The sequence below is a fragment of the Corynebacterium sp. sy017 genome (assembly GCF_017918135.1).
GTDB lineage: Bacteria > Actinomycetota > Actinomycetes > Mycobacteriales > Mycobacteriaceae > Corynebacterium.
In genome coordinates this window covers 427389-449835 of the sequence record NZ_RZUE01000002.1, presented here as the reverse complement: position 1 = coordinate 449835, position 22447 = coordinate 427389, and the positions used below count along the sequence as shown (strand labels likewise).

General features: G+C 48.2%; 21 protein-coding genes. 5 read left to right on the top strand and 16 right to left on the bottom strand.

Annotation, left to right across the window (positions count from 1 at the left end):
* Positions 1-7: 7 nt before the first annotated feature.
* From EML15_RS05460 to EML15_RS05435, 6 genes are all read right to left on the bottom strand, one after another.
* On the bottom strand, positions 8-1096 hold the full coding sequence (locus tag EML15_RS05460) for a LacI family DNA-binding transcriptional regulator (RefSeq protein ID WP_185967184.1): 1089 nt from the start codon (positions 1094-1096) through the stop codon (positions 8-10).
* Positions 1097-1160: 64 nt separating this feature from the next.
* Complete coding sequence (gene rlmB / locus EML15_RS05455; protein ID WP_144273834.1) at positions 1161-2102, bottom strand: 23S rRNA (guanosine(2251)-2'-O)-methyltransferase RlmB; 942 nt, start codon at positions 2100-2102, stop codon at positions 1161-1163.
* Positions 2103-2227: 125 nt separating this feature from the next.
* On the bottom strand, positions 2228-3616 hold the full coding sequence (gene cysS, locus EML15_RS05450) for a cysteine--tRNA ligase (protein WP_144273833.1): 1389 nt from the start codon (positions 3614-3616) through the stop codon (positions 2228-2230).
* Positions 3617-3620: 4 nt separating this feature from the next.
* On the bottom strand, positions 3621-4133 hold the full coding sequence (ispF, locus tag EML15_RS05445; protein WP_144273832.1) for a 2-C-methyl-D-erythritol 2,4-cyclodiphosphate synthase: 513 nt from the start codon (positions 4131-4133) through the stop codon (positions 3621-3623).
* A complete protein-coding gene (gene ispD, locus EML15_RS05440) occupies positions 4130-4894 on the bottom strand; it encodes a 2-C-methyl-D-erythritol 4-phosphate cytidylyltransferase (RefSeq protein WP_246846935.1) in 765 nt (254 codons plus the stop codon). The genes ispF and ispD overlap by 4 nt, the downstream gene beginning before the upstream one ends.
* Positions 4881-5465, bottom strand: coding sequence for a CarD family transcriptional regulator (locus tag EML15_RS05435; protein ID WP_144273830.1), 585 nt, complete (start codon positions 5463-5465; stop codon positions 4881-4883). Before EML15_RS05435 ends, ispD begins: the two co-directional genes overlap by 14 nt.
* A gap of 188 nt (positions 5466-5653) precedes the next feature.
* Here EML15_RS05435 and EML15_RS05430 point away from each other — a divergent pair, with 188 nt between their 5' ends.
* Positions 5654-6250 (top strand): hypothetical protein, encoded by a 597-nt coding sequence (locus EML15_RS05430; protein WP_144273829.1) that lies wholly within the window; start codon positions 5654-5656, stop codon positions 6248-6250.
* Positions 6251-6322: 72 nt separating this feature from the next.
* On the opposite strand, the gene EML15_RS05425 is transcribed toward EML15_RS05430, so the two are convergent.
* Positions 6323-7588 (bottom strand): hypothetical protein, encoded by a 1266-nt coding sequence (locus EML15_RS05425; protein ID WP_144273828.1) that lies wholly within the window; start codon positions 7586-7588, stop codon positions 6323-6325.
* A 282-nt stretch (positions 7589-7870) separates the two neighbouring features.
* Here EML15_RS05425 and radA point away from each other — a divergent pair, with 282 nt between their 5' ends.
* Positions 7871-9292, top strand: a complete 1422-nt coding sequence (radA, locus tag EML15_RS05420) for a DNA repair protein RadA (protein ID WP_144273827.1) — start codon at positions 7871-7873, stop codon at positions 9290-9292.
* Here the strand turns inward: radA and EML15_RS05415 are convergent, their stop codons facing one another.
* Both EML15_RS05415 and EML15_RS05410 read right to left on the bottom strand, forming a co-directional pair.
* The gene (locus tag EML15_RS05415; RefSeq protein WP_144273826.1) at positions 9293-9988 is read right to left on the bottom strand and encodes a hypothetical protein; all 696 of its coding nucleotides are present in this window, start codon (positions 9986-9988) and stop codon (positions 9293-9295) included. It abuts the gene before it with no gap.
* Positions 9989-10090: 102 nt separating this feature from the next.
* Positions 10091-10708: a carbonic anhydrase gene (locus EML15_RS05410; protein WP_144273825.1), complete on the bottom strand. Its 618-nt coding sequence runs from the start codon at positions 10706-10708 to the stop codon at positions 10091-10093.
* 43 nt (positions 10709-10751) lie between these two features.
* Here EML15_RS05410 and EML15_RS05405 point away from each other — a divergent pair, with 43 nt between their 5' ends.
* The gene (locus EML15_RS05405) at positions 10752-11624 is read left to right on the top strand and encodes an A/G-specific adenine glycosylase (protein WP_144274156.1); all 873 of its coding nucleotides are present in this window, start codon (positions 10752-10754) and stop codon (positions 11622-11624) included.
* 45 nt (positions 11625-11669) lie between these two features.
* Here the strand turns inward: EML15_RS05405 and EML15_RS05400 are convergent, their stop codons facing one another.
* The 4 genes from EML15_RS05400 to lysS form a co-directional block, all read right to left on the bottom strand.
* Complete coding sequence (locus tag EML15_RS05400; protein WP_144274154.1) at positions 11670-11849, bottom strand: DUF4236 domain-containing protein; 180 nt, start codon at positions 11847-11849, stop codon at positions 11670-11672.
* A 137-nt stretch (positions 11850-11986) separates the two neighbouring features.
* Complete coding sequence (locus tag EML15_RS05395; protein WP_144273824.1) at positions 11987-14638, bottom strand: ATP-dependent Clp protease ATP-binding subunit; 2652 nt, start codon at positions 14636-14638, stop codon at positions 11987-11989.
* Positions 14639-15224: 586 nt separating this feature from the next.
* Positions 15225-15686 carry a DIP1984 family protein gene (locus EML15_RS05390; RefSeq protein ID WP_144273823.1) on the bottom strand — a complete coding sequence of 154 codons (462 nt, stop codon included), beginning with the start codon at positions 15684-15686 and terminating at the stop codon, positions 15225-15227.
* A gap of 11 nt (positions 15687-15697) precedes the next feature.
* Positions 15698-17278 (bottom strand): lysine--tRNA ligase, encoded by a 1581-nt coding sequence (gene lysS / locus EML15_RS05385; RefSeq protein WP_144273822.1) that lies wholly within the window; start codon positions 17276-17278, stop codon positions 15698-15700.
* 177 nt (positions 17279-17455) lie between these two features.
* On the opposite strand from lysS, the gene EML15_RS05380 reads away from it, so the two are divergent.
* Both EML15_RS05380 and EML15_RS05375 read left to right on the top strand, forming a co-directional pair.
* Positions 17456-18421: a carbohydrate kinase gene (locus EML15_RS05380; protein WP_144273821.1), complete on the top strand. Its 966-nt coding sequence runs from the start codon at positions 17456-17458 to the stop codon at positions 18419-18421.
* A 121-nt stretch (positions 18422-18542) separates the two neighbouring features.
* Complete coding sequence (locus EML15_RS05375) at positions 18543-19655, top strand: alpha/beta hydrolase (RefSeq protein WP_144273820.1); 1113 nt, start codon at positions 18543-18545, stop codon at positions 19653-19655.
* Between the two features lie 8 nt (positions 19656-19663).
* Here the strand turns inward: EML15_RS05375 and EML15_RS05370 are convergent, their stop codons facing one another.
* From EML15_RS05370 to EML15_RS05360, 3 genes are read right to left on the bottom strand one after another with little or no spacing between them, the layout of a single operon-like run.
* Positions 19664-20479, bottom strand: a complete 816-nt coding sequence (locus EML15_RS05370; RefSeq protein WP_144273819.1) for a pantoate--beta-alanine ligase — start codon at positions 20477-20479, stop codon at positions 19664-19666.
* A 2-nt stretch (positions 20480-20481) separates the two neighbouring features.
* Complete coding sequence (locus EML15_RS05365) at positions 20482-21207, bottom strand: hypothetical protein (RefSeq protein WP_144273818.1); 726 nt, start codon at positions 21205-21207, stop codon at positions 20482-20484.
* The gene (locus EML15_RS05360) at positions 21204-22337 is read right to left on the bottom strand and encodes a DUF6779 domain-containing protein (protein WP_144273817.1); all 1134 of its coding nucleotides are present in this window, start codon (positions 22335-22337) and stop codon (positions 21204-21206) included. Before EML15_RS05360 ends, EML15_RS05365 begins: the two co-directional genes overlap by 4 nt.
* Positions 22338-22447 lie beyond the last annotated feature (110 nt).

The window sequence follows — 22447 nt, the reverse complement described above, 5'->3', positions numbered from 1 at the left end:
TGCTACTTTAGAGCACACGTGGCGCCGCGATAGTGCCGCCTGCATGGAATTGGGTGTCTAGTAGTTCTCGTTGGTGGTCCATGCCATGATGGAGCATATGGGCTAGTCGTTTTCCTGCATATGCGCCTTTGGCACGATTAGGTTGGATTATGGTGCTGAGATTGTGCAGTAGGGCGATATTGATACCGTCGAAGCCGGTGACAGACAAATCCTGCGGTACTACTAAACCTTTGTGTTGGGCGTATTCTAGTACGGCTAAGGCCATCGTGTCGGTGGTGCACAGCACTGCGCTGAGTTCAGGATGATTATCGAGCAGTTCTTGGGCAGCAGCTAAGTTGTTCTGCCGGTTATTGATATGGCGCTCAATAATCGGAATGTTCTCTATTGCTATCCCTGCCTGTGTGAATACCTCTAGGGCACCTAAAATACGAGCTTGCTGCACATGGTGTCTGGCGTTATAAACCCTGTCTAGGCTGACTCGACCATTGTTTTCACTGATATCTAACCGGATGCACAAGATACCAATTTTGCGGTGACCTGCATCAACGAGTGCTTGGGCTGCGGGGGCAATGGCTTTTTTGTCATCAATGCCTACAAAAGGCAATTCGGCTACGTTTGCTGGTTGGTCGCAAATGACAGTAGGCAAATTGCGCATTCTTACTGCAGCTAAAAATGGATCATCATGGGCTACTGAATAGACCACAAACCCATCCACCACTGCAGAATTGACTAATTGTATCGCATGGTTTTTGTCAGTTCCTTGGGGGTCGGCAGGTATTAAGGTGACTGAGGTTTGTAAATCAGAGGAAGCATCAGCTAATCCGGCTAGGAAATCAACCGAGGCTTTGTCCTCAAAGGCGTAGCTGAGGTGTTCGGTAAGGAGCACTCCGACGCTCCCCACTCGTTTGGTGCGTAAAGACCTTGCCATTGGGTCAGGTCCGGGATACCCTCGACGTTTTGCCGCCGCAAAAATTTTCTTTCTTAATTGTGGTGAGAGCTGTTCTGGATGGTTATAGGCATTAGAAACAGTGGTTCGGGAAACACCAATTTCCTCAGCAAGTGATGCCAAGGAAACTTTTTGTGTTTTTTTCGCCACGTATTGCTACTTTCTTATGCTGTACTGCTCTGCTGCCATTGTGGAATCGCGGGTTCGCTTGGGGTTAGTTTATTCTGCGTTGTCGAGCGAACTCGCTGAGCACTACTCCTGCGGCCACTGAAGCATTGAGCGATTCCACCCAGTCTGTCATCGGGATAGAGATGAGCGAATCACAGGTTTGGGACACAAGACGAGAAATGCCTTTGCCTTCTGAACCTACTACTACCACTACTGGTCCGCGACCATCATAAGTATCTAAGGTGTCTGTACCACCAGTATCTAGACCAACCACTTGATAGCCGTTTTGTTGGAATTCCTTGAGCGTTCTGGTGATATTTGTTGCCTTGGCGACAGGCAATCGTGCAGCAGTACCAGCAGAAGTACGCCATGCCACAGCAGTCACTGATGCGGAACGACGCTCTGGAATAACCACACCATGCCCACCAAAAGCAGCAACGGAACGAATAACTGCTCCTAAGTTACGTGGGTCGGTGATATTATCCAGCACGACAATTAAGCCATTTTCGCCACGCTCGGCAACCTGCTCGATAAGATCATGCACCTCAGCATATTTATAAGGCGGTATCTGCAGCCCAATACCTTGGTGCATTCCATTTCCAGTCATTTTATCAAGCTCAAACTTAGAAACCTCGATAAGTGGAATCGCACGTGAATGAGCAAGGTGTACCGCTTCACTGAGTCGGTCGTCGTGTGCTGTTCCTTCAGAAACAAACAAAGCACTGGCTGGGACTTTGGCGCGCAAGCACTCAACGACTGGGTTACGCCCTACCACAAGCTCATTTGTTTCAGCGCGCACATGGCGTCCGCTATTACGACGCTCTCGTTCAAGTTTGCGCTTATGCGCTGCGTGATAAACACGATCCTCTGCTTTAGGTGTTGGACCTTTCCCACGCAATCCACGTCTACGCAGCCCACCAGAGCCTTTTTGGGCTCCTTTTTTATTTGTCTTCCGCAACCCAGGACGATTTGTGTGATTACCTGCCATAATTATTTTCTCTCAATGCTATATCTGCTATAGGTCTGCTAACTCTATTTTTGTTATTGGTCTATTGGTGCGCACGTCCAGCTCGTCGAGAGCACTGTGCCAGCATAACCCAGTTCTTGCATGAATTACTCAGCAAATGACCACTGCGAGCCGTCGGCAGTATCAACTACCTGAATACCAGCTTGATGCAGACGATCACGAACCTCGTCGGCAGTTGCCCAATCCTTTTGCGCACGTGCCTGTGCGCGACGCGCTAACTCTGCTTGAACCAATACATCGAGTGCCTGCACAGCATGATCATCATGAGCATCTTTTAACCACTGTGCTGCGTGCGGATCGACGCCTAGAACATCAGTCATAGCACGCACACTAGCTGCATAAGCCCGAGCTTGCTCATAATCGCCCTTATCTAAGGCAGTATTACCAGCGCGCACCTCATTATGAATCTCAGCAAGAGCTTTGGGCACTGCGAAATCTTCATTCATAGCGGCAATAAACTCTGTGCTGCATTCCCCACGCTCTACGACGCCCACCTTATTCAGGAAAGTCTCAATGCGGCGATAACCCTGAGCAGCCTCTTTGAGCGCAGCCTCAGAATACTCGAGCACACTACGATAATGAGCAGAACCAAGATAATAACGCAATTCCACTGGACGCACAATCTCTAAAATTTTAGGCACGCTGAGCACATTCCCCAAAGACTTGCTCATCTTTTCCCCACTCATAGTAACCCAGTGGTTGTGCATCCAATAACGAGCAAAACCATCACCAGCGGCCTGGGATTGCGCAATCTCATTTTCATGGTGAGGAAATTGCAAATCTAAACCACCGCAATGAATATCAAATTCTCCACCTAAATACCAGGTTGCCATCGCAGAACATTCCAAATGCCAACCAGGGCGTCCCGCTCCCCACGGAGTAGGCCATGACGGCTCACCAGGTTTTGCGGCTTTCCATAAAGCGAAGTCACGCGCATTTTTCTTAGCTGAATTATCTTCTTCGCCCTGTTCCATCTCCTCTACCCGATTACCAGACAATGCACCATAATCAGAATTATGGGCGTTAACCCAGGCAGAGACATCAAAATATACTGACCCCTGAGCAGTATACGCAAAACCTGCATCAATAAGACGCTGCATATACTCGACCATCTGAGTGATATGGCCAGTTGCTCGTGGCTCCACACTTGGCGCAAGCACACCTAAAGTCTCGTAGGCCCAGCTAAACTCGCGCTCATATGTGGCTGCCCACTCCCACCACGGGCGATTATGCTCTTGTGCTTTGGTAAGTATTTTGTCGTCAATATCGGTGACATTGCGCACAAATGCCACATCATACCCTTGTACTTGCAGCCAACGGCGCACAATATCAAAAGCCACACCTGAACGAACATGACCGATATGAGGATAGGTCTGTGGCGTTGCTCCACACAGGTACATAGAAACATGACCTGGGCGCAATGGCTCAAATGGGCGCAGCGAACGGGTTGCAGTATCAAAAATACGTAGAGTCACGGTTTTAGTTTAGCTCATCATGAGCTTGTGTTTTCCATACCACAGCTGTTGCTACCGCAGCCCTACCCTCACCACGTCCAGTGAAACCTAAATGATCAGTGGTTGTTGCAGAAAGGGATACTGGTGCACCAATAATACTGGACATCGTTTCCTGAGCTTCCTCGCGTCGAGCAGCCATCTTAGGACTTTGCGCAATAAGCTGCACCGCCACATTACCGATCGCAAAACCTTCTTGGGTCAGCAGTGCTGCACATTCAGTTAAGAGACGGGTACCAGACACATTGTCATATTCTTTTCGCCCCACCCCAACAAAAGAACCCAAATCTCCTAATCCGGCAGCAGATAATAATGCGTCGACAACAGCATGAGCAACAACATCACCGTCCGAATGTCCTTCACAGCCGTCGACGTCGTCGAAAAGCATACAAGCAATCCAGCAGGGTTTTCCTGCCTCAATCTGGTGTGCGTCAGTGCCAATACCAACACGCGGCAATACAAAATTATGTGATGCGCTCATCTTATCTCTACCTCTTGTGAAGGGTCATTATCTTGCTGCACAATTATTTCCGCCAGCGCAAAATCAAGTGGAGTAGTAATTTTTAGCGCACGCGAATCCCCTGGTACACAGCTAATTCTGTGACCATGCCATTCCATGAGGCTGGCATCATCGGTGGGAATGAACTGGTGAGTGTGATCTCCCATATAATAGGCGCGGTTTGCTCGTCGTAAGTGTGAAAGCTGGAATCCCTGTGGGGTTTGGACTGCACGCAACTGTGCTCGATCAGGAGTATCTACTACGCAATCATCGTGGACAATTTTGATGGTATCGGATACCGGCAACACGGGGATAACTGCAGGTTTTCCTGCCAAAACCGCCTGAGCGACTCGCGTAATCATCTCTGGCGGGGTGAGAGCGCGCGCTGCATCATGAACCAGAACCACAGCTTCATCGCTGCTTATCTGTTGCAAACCAGCCCAAATAGAATCTGCTCGCTCTTTCCCACCCGATACGAGGGAAATAGGAATATGCTGTTCCAACAGACCTGCTTCTACGAGCAATTGTTGTGCATAATCACGCATATCTGCACTGACCACCACGATAATTTCATCAATAATCGCGCATTGAACCATAGTCCGCACGCTACGCACTAATAAAGATTCCCCTGCTAGCGGCACATATGCTTTGGGGAGATTGGCTCCCAGACGTGTCCCTTGACCTGCCGCAGCAAGAAGCGCTACGACTTTCACAGGTGCGGGAGTATCATCAGTCTTCGTCATCGAAGTTGAGATCATCCAAATCTACGTCAAAATCTTTTGGTGCCTTGGTTTCTTCTGGTTCTTCAATGCCTTGTGCCCGATGACGCTCAATGGTGGCATCCACCTCAGCAAGGAAAGAATCTGCTTTTGCATCATCAACATTATCCGCTAAGGAAAGCTCACCGACAAGAATCTGGCGCGCTTTCGCAAGCATACGCTTTTCACCTGCAGAAAGACCGCGGCCTTGGTCACGACGCCATAGATCACGTACAACCTCTGCAACTTTATTCACATCACCTGATGCCAAGCGTTCTTGGTTTGCCTTAAAGCGACGGGACCAGTTACCTGCTTCCTCAACATCTGTTTCACGTAAGAAACCAAAGACTTTACGCAATCCAGCATCATCGACGACATCACGCACGCCTACCAGCTCGGCATTTTTAGCAGGGACACGAACAACAAGGTCAGATTGATGTATTTGCAATACCAGAAAATCCAGGGTCTGCCCATTCATTTCTCTTTGCTCGATAGCTTCAACCACAGCTGCACCGTGATGTGGGTAAACAACAGTATCGCCGACCTTGAATTCCATCTACACTCCTCGCATGATTGTCAGACTAGCGAATGGTACCACATTATAGCCCCCTTATGCGCCTTTAGATTCCCCCCATTTGGCAAAGTCACTATGAGCAAGTATGTTCTTAGCCGGAAAAGCTACTAGAGTTAATACGGTAAAGTGCTTAAATCCCTCTGGGTTGCAAGTTGCAACCTGAATATCCAATGGAGGACGAACCTGTGAAGTCCCTGAAGGCTACCGCTCGTCGCGGTGCACTCATCTCTGTTTCCATTGCCGCCGGCTTGGCTCTCGCTTCTTGCTCTGCTGGTCAAATCACCCAGACATCCACTCAGGTAGCAGCTGTTGATGGATCTGAAGGAAACACCGAAGACGGAAAAATTGTTGTCCGCGATGTTACTGTGCATCTAGATAATGACGGCAATGCTGGTCTTAAGTTTGCTGTGGTAAACCAGGATCCAGCCGACCAAGCACATACATTGGAATCCGTTAGCGTGGGAGGCAAAGAAGTTGCTCTCGACGGTTCCGCCATCGTTGAATCAAATTGTTCCCTCTTGGGCGATCTCAAGTCTGAGCTTGATAAACTCCAAAAGCCTGGTGCAGGGGTATGTATTTCGCATATCGGCACCAAAGTAGATGGCGCTGAGTTTACCCCAAGCGGTAATCAACCAGTAAAGTTTACATTCGACAACGGCACAATTGAGATTAGCGCTACAGTGTCTGAGGCAATCCCTCAAGCTGGCACTAATGCTGAAGATGTTGAGAATGATATCAATTCCCAAAACTCTGGAGAGCACCACTAATTCCACTGCCGCTGCAGTTTTGCATTGCATCCACTAATGCCCCCTCACATTTTGTGACGGGGCATTATTTGTTTAGTTTTCTTTCGCACTGGTACGAAGGAGGAGAATCACTCCGCCAAGTAGCACTACTACTGCAAAAATGTTGAGCGCAATATCAATTGCAGGGATAGTGTTATTAAGACCTTCTGCAATGCGCACGCTATGGGTTTCTCCCCAAGCTGCTTCATCAGCGTGTAGCTCATTATCAACAGCATCAGCATCGGGACGCGAATCATGAGTATTAGCTGTTCCTGCTAAAGGAGATACTGTTTTAGTTTCTCTTGCAGGAGGAACTGCTTGATTATTACGAGCAATTGATGCCCCGCGTTCTGTACTACGATCCTCAGGAATTTGCTGATTGGCTCCGGAAAGAGCTTGTTGCTGCAACGGATTTTCCTGACTAAGGCGCACATTGCGTTCTTGATTCTGAGCATCAGGTTGAGTTCTATCCTGGCCAGCCACAGCATTAGAGCCCTTAGATACATTAGTATCCCTAGGGACTTGAACAGATTGATCAGTACCACTATTGCTTAGTGCAGCTTTTTGCGTGGTATTAGCCCCCGCGGGATTAGCACTCTGCAATGCAGGAGACTTTACTGCTTTAGCTGAACCATTAGTTCTTCGATCAACCGTGCGATCAGCACTACCCGCTTTATTTTCTGTACCCGTATCTCGATCTTGCGTCGCTTTAGAAACTTGACTACGTGGTTTTTCACTCTTAGCAGTCTCTTTGACCGGCACAGTTGAATGCGGCAACGATGGTGGCTTAGATTCAGAATCTACTTTCTGCGCATTGGTATCTGACACAGGAGCATAGTCCACGATTGTTTGTTCAGGCTGGGCTTGATTGTTATTCTTTTCCGGTTTGGTTTCTCGGCTTCGATCACTGCCCAATATCGGTGCACTACCAAGTAGGGGTGGACGTGGTTCTTGGGTTTGAGATTCGACGCCACTGACATCTGAAATTGGCTCGATAGCACTACCATCTACCGTTGGTTCAGGCTGCAAGGGTTCTAGCGTGATGATATCACTTGCCGAGGCCACTACCCTAGTATCCACTAAGGTACCAATGGGCTCAGCTTCTGCTTCGTCAATAACCTGAATATCATCTTCGTCTTGGATTTTCTCAGATACGACCGTAGTGGCAGATATGGGGGTCAACGACTGAAATTCCATCTCGTCATTTTCCATTGCATTTACTGCGGTATGGGCACAAGCATATACGGACATAGCACTGAGAGTCATATACGCAATACGCCCATACACTTTTTTCATATCTGCACCCCCTTTACTGGTCATATACCTATCGAGAATAATGCTCTAACTACTATTCTGAATTTTACCTTAAAAAAACCATATAATTGCTAAAGATTTTTATGGTATTTTTAACAATCTTCATCTAACTTTATACCCAATTTTGTTTTATAGGTCAAAGTAGTTTTACCTAAGTAACCGATTTTCTACCCCAACTCCCCAACAAGCAGATACACAATCACGAATAGAAAACAAGAAAAACATATCACTACCTGGCAAAACAATAAAATAAGTGCCGTGTCGCCGCTATGCTCTAGGGTAGGAAATATGACAAAGAAAACACAAAAAGCGCATATTTGTTCTCAGTGTGGTTACACCACGCGCAAATGGCTTGGTCGCTGCCCAGATTGCGGACAATGGGGTAGTTTAGAGGAAAAAATTATAGCTCCTCAATCCACTACTATTAGTTCCACATTAACCGAAGGTTCTACCTCCGCAGGAATAACTCCTACTAGCCCAGCACAACCAATTACTACCATAGCCGCTGATAACGCTAGTGCGCTCCCTACCGGAATACAGGAGTTAGACCGCGTGCTCGGCAGAGGCATCGTCCCAGGTTCCGTCATCTTACTTGCCGGTGAACCAGGAGTGGGCAAATCAACGCTCTTACTTGAAGTAGCACACCAGTGGGCTACTCAGAATCAAACAAATAATCCACAGAAAAAACGCACTGCACTATATATCACGGCAGAAGAATCAGCAGGGCAAGTTCGTATGCGAGCACAGCGTACTGGAGCTTTGGCACAAACTCTTTATCTTGCCTCAGAATCTAATCTCGATATTGTATTAGGCCACGTCGAAGCAATAAAACCTAGCCTGCTCATTATAGACTCAGTGCAAACAATGCACGCCCCAGACGTCGAAGGCGTCTCAGGTGGCATTGCACAATCACGAGCCGTAACCGCCACCTTGACCGCACTGGCAAAGAATAATAACCTTCCCGTCCTGCTCGTAGGGCACGTCACCAAAGATGGCAATGTGGCTGGTCCACGCACATTAGAGCATTTGGTAGATGTGGTACTTCATTTTGAGGGCGATAGACACACCAGCTTAAGAATGTTGCGTGGGATTAAAAATCGCTTTGGCGCTACTGATGAAGTTGGCTGTTTCGAGCAACAGACTGATGGCATCAAAGAAGTGCCAGACCCATCTGGGCTTTTCTTATCGCACCACGACCATACCGCAGATGGCACTGCTGTTACCGTGGCTATGGATGGCGTGCGTCCCCTACTAGCCGAAGTGCAAGCATTAGTCGTACCCACGGAATCAAAGAGTCCGCGGCGTGCCGTGACAGGATTAGACAGTACACGCGTCCCTATGGTGCTTGCTGTACTTGCTGCACGCGCACAAAAACCTACCCATAACCAAGAGGTCTATATCGCAACTGTAGGTGGAATGAAAATTGGGGAGCCTGCCACAGATTTGGCAGTGGCTATTGCCACCGCAAGCGCCATCAGCAAAAAACCGGTACGCAACCGCACAGTAATCATTGGCGAAGTAGGTTTAGCAGGAGAAATTCGTCGAGTGCCCAATATCGCACGACGGCTACTAGAAGCAGCACGCCTTGGATATCGTCATGCAATCGTCCCGCAGGGGAGCAAACGCTCAGCACAGACAGCTGGAGTAAATGGCATAGAGATTATCGAGGTAACCGATATTCGCGATGCGTTGCATCAAGCACAATGCTAATTACTGCATACTGAATGTGTAAGGGGCTGATGCATTCTCGCCAATAACGGTGTGTAGGAAATAATCTCCTGCTTCCACGGGAACTCGATCACCACATCGCTCAGGAGCAGAGGTCAAGCGTGACCACTTTGCCTCAAAATAACGCTCCTCACCAGCGGCAAAAGTTTCTACGTCAGTGCTAACTGCAGGATTGCAATCCACATCTGCCCACAATCGTGCATTAGTAGCAAGATCATAAACCTCAAAGCGCATTACATTTTTGCTCATATCAATAATGCAATCAGCAGCTGTAGGGTTTTTGACTGTCATATAGAACGTCGGTAAAGCATCAGGTGCATAGTCTGCCTGATCTGTCTGCGCTTCGACAATCAAATCAGAAAGCTCGCAAGTTCCTTTTACATTGTTTGCCTGTGCCTTTGTAGTCGATGACGCCACTTCACGCGAGGTAGACGGCTCAGCATCAGCTGACGCACTTGTCGTAGCCCGTTGTGTTGTTTCTTGCACCGAACTTGGCTGAGCTTGTTGAGTCGTACTTTGTGTTAGCGCAGCTTGAACACTAGGTTGCTCTTGGGATTTATCTTTATTCAGCAAACTTAAAATCAGAATAATAACTAACACACCTGCTACGAGTGCAACTGCAGCAGCTACTCGACGACGCTGATAATAGATTTCTGGCAATCGCTGAGATGTATTCATGCCCTGCCCTTTCAGCCGCCTATTGCGATTATTCTCTCGACGCTCCACCTTACCTAGCCTAAATGTCGAACCAAGTAGAGAATGGGAAATACGACGGTGTGTCTAAATCCCAAGGGCAGAAACTGTTTCTACCGCACCATCACTCATTCGGTAAAGAGCAGCAATAATAGCAGTATGACCGCGCTTTACCGCCTTATTAATTGCAGGTGAAGTTTGCAAAATGCGCTTTGCCGTAGCCGCTGCATGATAACGCTCAAAATCAGCGCTATCAGCCACTCCCTTACTCCGCGCCTCCAAAATTGATGGCGCAATCTGCTCCACCAATGTGCGTTGGTGCCCTCCTGGCACTTCCGCACCATCGAGCACATCTGCGGTGACTTTTACCGCACCACAAGACTCATGCCCCAACACAACCAACACTTCAACACCCAAACCAAGAACTGCAAACTCTAGTGATGCCATAACCCCAGAATCCACAACCTCCCCGGCAGTACGTACAACGAAAAGATCTCCAAGACCATGATCGAAGAGAATCTCTGCGGGCACGCGTGAATCTCCGCAGGTAAAAACCGCAACACGTGGACTTTGCCCTCGCGTAAGCGCTAAACGACGTTCTACATCTTGATTTGGGCGCGTAGGATTTCCAGAAGAAAACCGCTTATTTCCCTCTAGGAGTGATTCCCAAACTGCTTGAGGATCACGGGTGTTTTCACCAGTCATGGTGTAATTATTCCACTAAACTAACATGAAAAGAAAATTATTTATGGAAAACTTGCATAAGATTTTATTAGAGTGGTTCGCACAGAATGCGCGGAAAATTATCTGGCGCACTCCTCACACCAGCCCTTGGGGTATTCTGCTCAGCGAAGTAATGAGCCAACAAACTCCTGTTGCCCGTGTCGAACCGCTATGGCAAAAATGGATGCACACTTGGCCTACACCTGCGGCATTAGCTACCGCCGATAATGCACAAATCCTTCGCGCATGGGCAAACTTAGGATACCCGCGTAGAGCATTGCGGCTAAAAGAATGTGCACAAATGATCGTCGAAAAGCATGATGGTCATGTACCACAAGATGTGGAGCAACTGCTAGCACTACCAGGAATCGGTGACTATACAGCGCGAGCTGTCGCTGCTTTTGCTTTCGGGCATAATGTTGCGGTAGTTGATACGAATGTACGCCGAGTATATGCACGCCTTATCAAGGGGCAGTTCTTAGCCCAAGGAGCCCGAAAAGCAGAGTTAGCAGATATGCAACAGCTCCTACCCGAACACAATGGCCCAGAGTTTTCAGTAGCATTTATGGAGCTTGGCGCCCTCGTATGCACTCCAAAACCGCAATGCGACCAATGCCCGATTACAGCCATGTGTGCGTGGCACCGCGCCGGTTGTCCCGCACCTAGCGAACACGAACTAGCCCAAGCAAAAAAGCGAGTCCAGAAATTCGTGGGGACAGATCGCCAAGTTCGAGGCAAAATTATGGCGTTATTACGAGAAAGCACACAGCCTGTGGCAAAAGAACACATTGACCTCGTGTGGCCAGATTCCGTGCAACGAGAACGCGCGCTCAATTCGCTACTCGACGATGGACTAGCCGAGAAAACTCCTGCAGGTACTTTCCAACTACCGCACTAGCTTGCCAATACCTCTCGACGCTTCTGCTTTTGATTGCGCCAGTTTTTATTTATTCTTCTTCCAACGACCGCGATAATTTAATCCACCTGGTAGACGTACTGAAAAACCACCACGGCTATTAAAGGTAACTGGACCAATACGCTTACTCATCGACGCACCTGAGCCAGAGAGATTAATCCAGCTATCCTTGTCGATATTTTTTCTTTTTCGGAAAATGAGTCCCACGGTTTTTCTACTTTCTTTTTCTAGGATCAGACGCACAATGCATCCGCAATAACAGCACCAACGTACCTACAGAAGATGCTATAGAAAAAATGCGACCCACGCACACAGCATGAGTCGCTATAGATTATATTTTCTTCTTATTCAGCATCAGATGTGTTAGATTCGGGAACCAAATCCTCATCATCTGCCGCATCAATAACTGACTGCTGAGCTTGCTGCACTGCAGATAAATCTGGCTCACCAGGCAATGGTTTTGGCTGTGCACTAAAGCTAAAGGTTGCTTTTTCTAGATCCTTAGCTTGTGCGGATTCACCATCCCAGCCTTCGACATCAACATGAATGATCTCACCGGCACCAAACTCACCAAAGAGGATCTTCTCCGAGAGGGTGTCTTCAATCTCACGCTGAATAGTACGACGCAATGGTCGAGCACCCAGCACTGGATCGAAACCACGCTTAGCCAGCAAATTCTTAGCCTTAGCACTGAGCTCAATATTCATATCCTTTTGCTGCAGTGCCTTATCCACACGAGCAATGAGCAAATCAACCATCTGTACAATCTGCTCCTGATTAAGCTGATGGAATACCACAACATCGTCGATACGGTTGAGGAACTCAGGGCGGAAATGCTTCTTGAGCTCATCATGAACTTTTTGTTTCATGCGCTCATATTGCCCTGCTTCATCTTGCTCGCCAACATTACTAAAGCCCATGCCCACAGCCTTAGAAATATCTTTGGTACCAAGATTAGACGTAAAGATAATGACTGTGTTCTTAAAGTCCACCAAACGACCCTGACCATCAGTCAAGCGACCATCTTCTAGAACCTGCAACAAACTGTTGTAAATCTCTTTATGTGCCTTTTCGATTTCGTCGAAAAGCACCACAGAAAATGGCTTGCGGCGTACTTTCTCAGTGAGTTGTCCGCCTTCTTCATGCCCCACATAACCTGGAGGGGATCCGAAAAGACGAGTTGCAGTGAAGCGATCATGGAACTCGCTCATATCAACTTGGATCAAAGCATCATCGTCACCAAAGAGGAAGTTTGCCAGTGCTTTAGAAAGCTCAGTCTTACCAACTCCAGATGGGCCAGCAAAGATGAACGAACCAGAAGGACGACGTGGGTCTTTAAGACCTGCGCGAGTGCGTCGAATAGCTCGAGAAACTGCTTTCACAGCATCATCTTGGCCAATGATACGTTTGTGTAGTTCATCTTCCATGCGAAGTAGTCGAGAGGACTCTTCCTCGGTGAGCTTGAACACTGGGATACCAGTCCAATTGCCAAGTACCTCAGCAATCTGTTCCTCGCCTACTTCAGCAATATCATCTAGTTCACCAGCTCGCCACTGCTTTTCTTTTTCCGCACGCTCTTCGCCTAATTTGCGCTCTTGATCACGCAAAGCAGCTGCTTTCTCGAAATCTTGCTCGTCAATAGCTGCTTCTTTCTGACGACGTACTTCCGCAATGCGATCCTCAACTTTGCGAATACTATCAGGGGCTGTCATACGCTTAATGCGCATTCTTGCACCTGCTTCATCAATAAGATCAACAGCTTTATCAGGCAAGAAACGATCATTGATATAACGATCTGAAAGACGTGCCGCCGCAGCTAACGCCCCATCGGTAATAGAAACCCGATGATGTGCCTCATAGCGATCACGTAAACCTTTAAGAATTTCAATGGTGTGCTCTACTGAAGGCTCAGGCACTTGCACTGGTTGGAAACGACGCTCTAATGCTGCATCTTTTTCAATATGCTTGCGATACTCATCCAAAGTAGTAGCACCAATGGTCTGTAGTTCACCACGCGCCAACTTGGGTTTAAGCAAACTAGCAGCGTCAATAGCTCCCTCGGCAGCACCAGCACCAACAAGGGTGTGGATCTCGTCGATAAAGAGGATGATGTCACCACGCTGGTGGATTTCCTTGAGAACCTTCTTGAGACGTTCCTCGAAATCACCGCGATAACGAGAACCTGCAACCAAAGAACCTAAGTCGAGAGAATAAAGCTGCTTTTCCCGCAAAGTCTCGGGAACTTTACCATTGACAATAGCAAGTGCCAAACCTTCAACTACGGCTGTTTTACCTACACCAGGCTCACCGATAAGCACGGGGTTATTCTTAGTACGACGACTAAGCACCTGCATGATACGTTCAATTTCTTGATCCCGACCTACTACTGGATCAAGTTTGCCGTCTTTGGCAGCTTGAGTAAGGTTACGGCCAAATTGATCAAGAACTAAAGAGTTAGAACGCTCCCCGACGCCACCTGAGCGCCCACCTCGACCAGCGCCCGCACCGGCACCGACTGCTTCGCCATTATCGCGATTTTCTGGACTGCTTTGCCCCCCTTCATAACCAGAAAGCAACTGAATAACTTGCTGGCGCACACGCGGCAAATCAGCACCGAGCTTGACCAAAACTTGGGCAGCAACACCCTCCCCCTCACGGATAAGCCCAAGCAAAAGGAACTCAGTACCGATGTACTTATGCCCCATCTGTAGCCCTTCGCGCAAAGAAAGCTCCAATACCTTCTTAGCTCGGGTGGTAAAAGGAATATGCCCAACTGGTGGTTCAGCACCATGACCAATAATCTCTTCTACTTCCTGACGGACTGCTTCAAGGGAAATACCCATTGACTCTAATGCTTTAGCAGCGACACCTTCACCCTCGTGAATGAGCCCAAGCAAAATATGCTCTGTACCGATGTAATTATGGTTTAAGCCACGAGCTTCTTCCTGTGCCAACACAATAACGCGACGAGCACGGTCGGTAAATCTCTCAAACATTATCTACTTCCCCTTGAATGTAGCTAATACAATTTTTATTCATATAACGTTAATGCACCTACTCTAACGCCCTTGGGGACTAATTCATTGCACTAAGGAGAAGTATTTGCCCGAACAGAGAAAAAATGAAGGAATAATAGCAGCTAGAGAGGCATATATCTGATTGTACGCCAGTAGCGAACACTCGAGAAAAATGCAAAAAATCGCCAATACTAAACCCACTTGGTGTGGTGCCACTATTGCGTCATGAAAGCCATCTGACTCATGGCAGGTGCTTCCGTGCGCACGAGAATTCGTGCCGCCGATGATTCTCAGAAAAGAACAAGATCCCCTGACCCAACCCTCATCCCTAGCGACCACATGGATTACTTTTTCTTGTATTGCGGTGGTGAACTATAACAGTGACGCCTTTCGGCAATAACATGTGCACCATATAGCGAATTTCTGTGCAGGTAAGGATTCGAACCTTACGGCCTTCAACACTCGCTAGAAGGCGCCATGATCCTTCTGTCTACCGTGAAGGTCCGGCCAATACACACCAAAAAGAACCCACAAGCCACATAAGAACTACCAACTTGTTCTTGCGTTATAGCTCGATTAGCTCTGTATTCCAATTGAGCTGTTGGATTTTAGTGTCCAACAAACGATATTCCTTAGAGGCTTGATCAGCCTGTGTACGCAACCACGCGACGTCCATCGTCGCAATAAACTTAATCTCAGAACGGCTATAGCGATCTTGACGACGCGTTGCCGCATCTGCCAATTGCGTGTAGAAACGACGCTGCTGCAAAGCAGAGTCACGCTTGGCAATGGCATCAGTAAGCGTGAGATTTTCGTCGAAAGGCGTAGCTGCATTAGTCGCATTGATGCGACGCACTAAATCCTCAATATGCTCGAAAAGTCGTTGCGCATCTTCCAGCAGCTTCCGTGGATCTTCCTCGGGCACATCACCATCTTGAACACGAGCAACTACCACAAGGCGTTCTGCCAATTTTTTAAGATGGTTCTGAGATTCTGCTCGATCTGCAAGTGCTTCAGCAAGCAACATATGTTATCTCCTTACGAGGTCTTTTCCGGTTTTACGATTGGGAAAAGCACTGTTTCTCTAATTCCTAATCCAGTCAGTGCCATAAGCAGGCGATCAATACCCATACCTGTTCCGGCTGTCGGTGGCATACCCTGTTCCATTGCGGCCAGGAAGTCCTCATCAAGCACCATTGCCTCATCATCACCACCAGCAGCAAGACGCGCCTGATCCTCAAACCGTTCACGCTGTACAACTGGGTCTACCAGCTCAGAATAACCAGTTGCCAGCTCAAAACCACGAACATACAGATCCCACTTCTCAGTAACACCTGCTTGTTGCCTATGCTGGCGAGTCAGTGGAGATGTCTCCACAGGGAAATTGCGCACGAAAATCGGACCATAAAGTTGATCCTCGCACAATACTTCCCAAATTTCTTCGACGAGCTTTCCATGCCCCCAACCACCATCAGCAGGCACTTTTAGTCCGATAACCGCTGCAATCTCTTTGAGTTCTTCCACAGTAGAGTCAATAGTTACCTCCGGTTGCCCTGGGTATTTGCGGGCAAGCGCCTCATTGAGCGAAGGATACATTTCAATTGTTTTCCACTGCCCACCAAAATCATAGGTAGTGCCGTCGGCAAGCGTTACTGTAGTGCTGCCAAAAACTTCCTGCGCAACAGATTGAATGAGGTTTTGGATCATTGCAGCGCAATCGTCATAAGTACCCCATGCTTGATATGTTTCGAGCATGGCAAATTCTGGACTATGGGAAGAATCCACTCCCTCATTGCGGAAATTACGATTCACCTCAAAAACACGTTCAAGCCCACCGACCACACAACGCTTGAGGTAAAGCTCTGGCGCGATACGCAGGTATAAGTCCATATCAAGCGCATTTGAGTGTGTAATAAAGGGGCGCGCAGCAGCTCCACCATGCAAAGTCTGCAACATGGGGGTTTCTACCTCTAAGAACCCTTGGTCTTCGAGATAACGTCGCAAAGCACGCATGACTTTAATGCGAGTAAGAGCATTGGTGCGCGCCTGTTCACGCATAATGAGATCGGTATAGCGCTGACGAACACGCGTGTCTTCATTCATATCCACGAACGCCACTGGCAATGGTCGGAGTGCTTTCGACGCCATGTGCCAGCTGCTTGCCAATACGGAAAGCTCGCCACGTTTGGAGGAAATAACCTTACCGCGCACCGAGACTATATCGCCAAGGTCTACATTAGCTTTCCAATCCGCCAACGACTGCTCACCTACCCCATTGAGCGAAATCATGGCTTGAATATGGGTGCCATCGCCTTCCTGGAGTGCCGCGAAACAGAGTTTTCCGGTATTGCGCACAAAAAGGACACGACCAGCAATTGCTACTTCTTGGTCTGTTTCTTCCCCGATATTGAGGTAAGTTACCCCAGGATCAGTGCCTGGTTGCTCGTCTTCACCTAGCACAATGAAACGCTGACGTAGCTCCTTAATCGACGTAGTGCGATCGACCTCAACTGGGTAGGGATCATGGCCTGCGTCGATAAGCGTTTGCCGCTTTTGCTTCCTAATTCTTACCTGTTCTGGTTGCTCAGCTGCCTGTGGAGTCTTTTTTACATCAGTCACGTCTTTCAAGGGTAGTCGAAGAACTCTTTTCGCGTATAACCACAGGTTTATTTTCTGCAAAAAGAAGACTCATTTTGGCATGAAATAGGCACGAAAGTAGGAATTCACCTGCGCTATGGCCGTTCTCTGACCTGGCCGACACAGCCGACATAACTGACATAGCTAGAATAGGATGCCATGATTACTGTTTGCGGCGAAGGCCTTATTGATCTCGTACCTCAACATACAGATAAAACACAAAAATCTGAGCACACTATGAGCCAGGATAGCGGTGGAAGTTTAGCCGCTTTACAACCAGTTCCAGGAGGCGGCCCGTTTAATGTAGCCATAGCCGCTAGCCGCATGGGGGCACGCACTCAATTCTTATCGCAACTATCTACCGACCCTTTTGGACAAGCCTTGGTAGATACTCTCAACAAAGAGGGCGTAAATACCCACTATGTAACGCGCAGTGACCTTCCCACATCCTTGGCGTTGAGCAGCATTGGCGCAGATGGTAGCGCGCAGTATTCCTTTTACTTAGAGCAGACAGCGGATCGTTTTGTTACCCCTCCCACACACCTTGACACTGACATTGCTTGTTTCGGTACTGTATCGCTTGCTTTAGAACCAGGTGCTAGCCGCTATAGTAAGTTACTTAAAAACCTAGCTGCACAGGGTACTTTCATAGCGCTCGACCCTAATATCCGTTCTTTTTATGCCACCCCAGAGCACCGTGAGTTTTTATTATCATTGCTTGACGACGTTACCCTACTCAAATTATCTGCTGAGGAAGATGAATTCCTTGGACATCCGCGCACACCCATCACTGTAATCACACATGGTGCAGGTGGGCTTGAAGTTATTATCAACCAAACATCGGCAGACCTAGAGGCTACAGCAGTGACGGTGCCTGCACCGACAATTACCGTTTCAGATACGATTGGTGCAGGCGATACTGTCATGGGGGCATTATTAGCAGAACTGGATCGTAGAATCCCAGCAGGATCACCACGGGGTACCTGTGACATTCTTGACATCTTTGACATCAATGTATGGACCGAAATCGCCTCATATGCGGCATATGCTGCTGCAATTACTTGTTCCCGTACTGGCGCACAACCGCCAACCCGCCAGGAAGTCTTAGAGTTCATGGAAAGATAATCATGCCTATGTGACCCAGCGCACTACACCCACCATTAAGCGATCTTGCATACTCTCCGCATATAAGGCTATCCTGACAAACATCTGGACAGAAAACCAGAAATAGTGTTTTGGAGGAAATATGCATATTCGCAAGAAGATCCTAAGCATAGCCCTCGCCGCCGCCACAACTGGCAGCATGGCATATGCAGATATTCCCGCTCAAGCAGCAGATATTACTGGCAGCACCGCAGTAGCCATTAACGCACGCACAGAAGAAGGCTACCTCACCAGTACCGACAATAAAGGCACCCGCATCTACTGGAAGTCACAAACCATCCCAGGTGCCAAAGGTAATGTCGTCGTCGTTCATGGTGCAGCTGAACACTCTGGTCGCTATGACTACGTTGCCGATCGCTTGCTTGCAGCTGGCTACAATGTCTATCGCCTCGACCACCGTGGACACGGCAAATCTGCCCTACCAGAGCTTGGCAACCAAGTAGTACGCGGCCACATCGACGATTTCCACTTCCTCGTCGATGACATCAACCAAGTAGTGCAAAAAGCAAAGGCACAGCACCCAGAAGTAAAGACATATATGCTTGGGCACTCTATGGGAGCGCTGGCAGCGCAATTCTATGGCATCAAATACAACGGTGAAGTAGCAGGAATCATCAGCAATGGTGGTGGCACTCCGCTTAATTTCTCCGGTCGCAAAGACTCCGGCAATACCATCACTCCGCGCGATATGTCCGAAGCTCAAAAAGCACTCGGTCCCACTCTTTCCGAGCGCCTCCCCCTTGACCTTTTGACCACTACCCCAGTTAATACTCAAGCACTGACTGGGCTTATTCCAGGTGCGATCAATTTCCACTGGGCATCTGCACCATTGACCGATCAACTGCAAGTACCTAACGCATTTACCGACGGTGTCGCAAGTGACCCAGCTGTGACTGCACAATATCAAACCGATCCTTTGGTCAATAAAAAACTATCCATAGGTATGGCACAGCAAATGGTTTTTGCTGCACTATACGACGGCGTTAATGCGCAGAACTTCACCACCCCAACCTTGATTACCCACGGCACCAAAGATGGCATTGTGCCTAGCTACTTTGCAAAAGACTGGTACAACAGCATTGCCTCTACCGATAAGGAATTGGTGTACTGGGAAAACCAAATGCACGAGGTATTCAATGAACCTGCCAAGCATGAAGCAATGGACAAGGTTATTGACTGGCTAGCCAAACACTAAAAATGTGCCTATTGGTCGAGGTTTCTAAACCCAATCCCAATAGGCACCCCTACATTATCTAACAGACGCACCCCGGCGACGACAGCTGCAACCAGGAGCCTGCCGTCGCCAGTGTCTGGTGCATCCCCAAAAGAAACTGAACGCAACTGCACATACTCTGGTGTTACCCCTGCTGCAGCAAGTACATCTTCACACGCACGAATAATCGCTTCCTTGCCTTGCTCTGCAACATGAGCACCCGCAGTAAGCGCGGCAGAAAGCGCCAAAACTTTAGCTCGCTCCGATTCTGCAACAGCAGCATTACGCAAAGACATCGCAACTCCCTCATGAGTACGCACAATGGGAATTGAATGAACCTTTACCCCGAGATGAAAATCACTAATCATGCGTTGAACCAGCAACAGCAATTCATAGTCTTTTTCTCCCAAAAAAATATCGCTAGGGCGAATAATGTTCAGCAACGTCACTATGCTAGTAAGCTCAGTTTCTAACTCGACGCGAGGCTCTAAACAATCATGAGTAACGCGTATCATTGTGCGCAGTCCATTTTCCCAGAGAGTATCCGTCGAAAAGCGAAACACTACATCAACTTTTTCTTCTCTCAATAGCTCATGATCTTGAGTATCATCACTTGTGATACTGACAAAGACTACAGCGCCAGGAATGGTTTTAGCTGCACGAATAAGTGCACGATGACCAGCATGAAGTGCTTTACCTAGGGGGACAAACACCACAGGACGTCCTTGTTTGGCAAACACTCGGGCGCACATGGAAATATGCTGTGGGTCGCTAAAAGTTTGTGCCGCACCAAATACAAAAGCCATTGTTATTCCCACTCCTTAACCCACAATTGAATACGTGACAACCTTTCTCCATACATATTCTGGTTATTTTGCTCCACATAACGGGCAACAGCCAGGCACAATATCTTTTGATGATATGTGTCAGGTAAAAGTTCCAGGAGGGAATCCAAAATTTCCGGGTACAGGAATTGCTCAATTCGCCATAATGGTGTTGATCCCAGCCACGACGTATCCATACCCGCTAGGCTCAAGGGAGATACGGTCACTTCTAAAAAGCCATATAGCGTTGCTAGCGCAATATGTTCTGCAACTTCGCGGGGGCTAGTACCAATGTCAGGACGTATGTACTCGACGATGTTGGGAAATAATAATTCACCTATTGCCGTACATAACTCATCATCAACTGTATGCACAATCCAATGAAAAAACACTGGTGTGACTGACATAATCACAGCGCCATAATTTTGTAGTGGCGCTAAGATATCCCGATCATGGCACACACTGGTGTGCATAACAATAGTGCCAAACCTGATACATTCTGTGCACTGAGCTACGAGATCTGGTAGCTGCCCTGGGTCGCTGGGACTGAGAATTATCAAGTCAAAATTACTGTGGTCGGTCAGTGTTGGATGATAGTCAATGTGGTGACCTTCGCTAGCGAAGAATTCACCCAGTTCTAGACCTGCCATATGAATATCAGGTGTGCCAAGGATGGCGACATTCATTTGCGGCGGGCGCTGTTCGCTCATGAATTATCCTTAGAATTTTCTTGAGCTTTTCGCTTGAGTAAATCAGCAACAGAAATAGCCTGACTATGCTCATCCTGTCGCCGTTTACCATGCCGACCCTGATAACCAGATTCTTGCACCCCAGGCTCAGCTACTCGGGCACTGCCCGATTGTGTACTTGGCGCACTAGGCGTAGCAGATGCACTGGGTACTGTCTCAGAAGACGCAGGGCGCTGAGGTGGCGTCCACGGTACCTGTGCAAAAGAACCAGTATCAAAAGCAGGACGAGCCTTATCGAACGCATAAGGATTTTTTGGCTCTCGACGCCCCTCAGTAGCAATATGAGCCTTTGTGGTGGCTTTCAGGTTTGTGCGCTGGCTCTGTGGTTCACTTCCTGAGGTTGTATGCGCATCCGTATCCTTAACGACACCAAGCACGAGCGTCTCGTCGAGCGCATTATTCTGCTTTTTATTCTCAGCAGTTACCGCAGGAACAACATTCTTTCTTTCCTGCTGCGGCACTAGCGGCGCATTATGCGCTGTAGCAGCATGGATCGGTGTGGCTACGCCTTGTTGCGTCGCTTCTGGAGATTCGGCAGAATCGGTGGATTCGGCGGCTATTGCGCCCTCTGGTTTTTCAATCTCTCGAATCCGCTGTGCTTTGGCACGCAACATCGTTGGCTCTACAATACTATGCCCGGTAAGGTACTCGAGCTGTTGTTTTAGTTCCGCAAGCTGCTGTTTAATCTGCGCCAGGGCAGCTGTCTCTTGATCGTGCAGCTTCTTCTCAATGTCACGCTCCATGTGAGCCTGCGTAACTTCCAGATTTTTCTGCGCTTGTTCTAGCTGCTTATCATGCTCCACGCGTTGACGCTCTAATTCTAGGCGAGAGCGTTCTACTTGCCCACGATAACGAATTGTGAGAAAGAACCCGATCACGGCAGACCATAATGCGGCTAAGAGCGCTAATTTTAAGGCGCCAGCGTCGCCAGTAAAAAGCATGATAACACTGGCGATCAATGCTAAAACAACAAGGATACTCAGCAGGAATTGACCACGATCAACCGACGTATTGGCGAGAGAATTACCCGATTCCATGTCAGTGACGATGCTACCTGTACCCTTATTTTGTTCAGCATTGTGCTCACTCATAAAAACCAAAATACCCCACTACGAGAATCAAGGTAAGCTGCCACGACAAAAAGCCTCACTGCCTTCGACCAGTCGCGGCTACGTCATTGCGCTTTATTATTCTTCATTGT